This is a genomic window from Photorhabdus sp. CRCIA-P01, from assembly GCF_003545805.1.
Lineage (GTDB): Bacteria > Pseudomonadota > Gammaproteobacteria > Enterobacterales > Enterobacteriaceae > Photorhabdus > Photorhabdus antumapuensis.
Genome location: NZ_NMQR01000127.1, coordinates 1 through 2680, shown reverse-complemented (window position 1 = coordinate 2680; position 2680 = coordinate 1). Strand labels below are relative to the sequence as shown.

Genomic DNA, 2680 nt, shown 5'->3' with positions numbered 1-2680 from the left:
GGCAATCACGGCGGCTTTGCCGTCCTGCGCGGTGTTATTCAGCGTGCCCGTCTGGAGGGCGAGCCGGTCGCCGTAAATGCGCCCGGTGCCGGTATTGTTCAGGGTGTTGGCCGTGAGATGGGTCAGACCGCCGTCAATCAATCCGGTATTGTTCAGCGTATCGTGGACCTGGATTTGCGTTTGCCCGGCGCTGATTTCACCGGCGGCGCTGTTGGTGAGATTTTGCGCACCAAGATGCAGCGCCTGACCGGCTTTTATCTGGCGGTCATTGAAGAGATTGCCGGTGGTTTTCAGGGTCAGATTGCCATTGGCCGCCGTGTTGCCGGTATGGTGAAAATCCTCGGTTAAGGTGACGACCATATCCCCCTGCGATAACAGTTGGCCGTCACCGCTGAGGGCCTCGGCGTTAATATCCACCTGTTTCCCGGCAATCAGGGTGCCCTGTGGGTTGTTAATCCTCAGATGCGGTTGCTGAGCCTCGCTGTTGATAGTGAGCTGTTTGCCCGCAGAGACCAGCCCCTGGAGATTATTCAAGCTCTGGCTGATGTTCGCTTGCAGATGGTCGGCCGCCCGTAAAGCGCCCTGGCGGTTGTCCACCTGTTGGGCGTTGACCGTCAGGTTTTGCGCTTCCAGTCCTTTATCCGTCTGTGCCGTGTCGCGGTTAATCAGGTGAGCGGTGCTCAAGGTCAATTGCTGACCACCACGGATAAGGCCGCCGGTGTTATCGGTTTGGGTTTTGACATTGAGTGTGGTGTCGCCCACGGCTTGCACCTGCCCGTGTCGATTATCGAGCCGCTGGGTTTTCAGGTTGAATGTACCGGCCGACAACAATTTGCCGTCCCGGTTATCCGTCTGCGCCTGTCGGGTGTCGATAACCAACTGTCCGCCTTGCAGATGACCGTGGCGATTGTCCAGCGGGCCGCTGGTAATGGTGGTTTTGCCCTCACTAATGATTAAGCCGTTTTGGTTATCCAGTAACTGGCCGCCGGTGTCGATACGGAGGGTATTGGCGGATTGTAAGGTCCCCTCGCGGTTGGTGAGTTGTCGGCTGTGAATGTCCAGCCCCCCGTTGCCGGCTAAATTGCCCGCCCGGTTATTTAAGGTCTCTTTGGCGGTCAACGTCAATGCGCCATTTTCAGCGGCAATGATGTTGCCGTGCCCATTATCGACGGTGGTCGCCTGAATGTTCAGGTGACCGTTACCGGCCAGGGTGCCGTGCTGGTTATCCAGCAGCCGAGTGGTAAGGGACAGCGTGTCTTTACCCTGTTGTTGCATCACACCCCCTTGATGGCTCAGGGTGTCGGCATTGACGGTAATCTGCCCGGCCTGAGTTTCAGCCTGATTCAGTTGCAGTTCACCGGCGTGTATCGTCAGGGCGCCATTAGTCAGCAGTTTGCCCTTATCACCCAGCCAGCGCTGGCTGTTGAGTGACAGTTTCCCGTTGCCCGCCAGTTGCACTGTGCCCTGAGTGTTATCTGCCTGACGCGCAGTGAGATGCAGGTCCTCGCCCTGACTGGCAATGTTGCCCTGATGGTTGTCGAGCTGGTCTGTGGTGAGGATCAACCGTTTCCCTTGATTGAACACTGTCCCTTCACGGTTATTCAGGGTGCGGGTATAGAGCGTCAGTTCACCGCTCCCTGTCTGGTTAATTTTTCCTTTCAGGTTAGAGATATCCGGCGTCGTGAGGTGGATTTCCTGTGCCACTAACTGGCCGCCGTTGTTGTTAAACTGGCCCGGCGTTTTCGCAGTCAAACGGCTTGCGTTGACGGTGGCGCGAGCAGTACTTATCCCCGATTGACCGGCGGTGAGTTGAATCTGGCTAGCTGCGGTCTGGCTGTCGCTCAGGTCAATCTGTTGACTGTGGACGGCCAGCGTATCGGTCGCCAAATTTTTGCCATTGGCCTGAACGTGTTGCGCCGTCAGGGTCAATGAACCGGGGCGGGTGGTGTTGCCCTTATCATCCAGCCCCGCAGCCCACACACTGTCATGGTGGCTGTGTATCGTGTTCGCGGTGACCGTGGTATCGCCCCGCGCTTCCACCCGGCCCTGATTATCTAGCGCCCCTTTGGCTTGTAAATTAATCGCCGATTGTGACAGCAATTTGCCCGCGTTAGTGACATCGGCAGACGACGTTAATTGCAACGTATCCCGGCTGCTGAGGGTGCCACGGTTTTCAATCCAGCCATCGGCGGTGATATGCACTTCCCCGGCTGAGGCGCCGATATTACCGGCATTATGGACGCCCACCCCCGCTTCGGTGCCTTCCAGCATGATTTTATGGGCGTACATGCCGCCTAGAGCGGCCACATCCAGCATAAACACCGGCGGTTTAGTGGCATCAGCGGATTTTTTCTCAATCTGTTGATGCGCCACATCCACAATATTGCGCCCGGTGGTCACTTTCAGGTCTTGCGCATGTAATTTGGCGTTAATCGCCACGGAGCGGGCGATAATATCGGTGTAACTTTGCCGGGTGCTGTCCATGCCGTGCCCGTCAATGCGCACTTCCCCCTGATTGACATCAAACCCTTTCAATCGGCCCCGTTCCATCAGGGCTTGCCCGGTGGTGAGCGTGGTGCGATGCGCATTAATAAACCCGCAACCGTTACAGGTGATACCCGCCGGGTTGGCAATAATCACCTCGGCTTTATGCCCGGCCACTTCAATCCAGCCGTTGAGG

Annotated in this window: 1 protein-coding gene; it reads right to left on the bottom strand. The window is 57.0% G+C overall.

The features are described from left to right. Positions 1–2680: two-partner secretion domain-containing protein (locus D3222_RS24125; protein ID WP_118988313.1), on the bottom strand; the 2680-nt coding region annotated here is incomplete at both ends.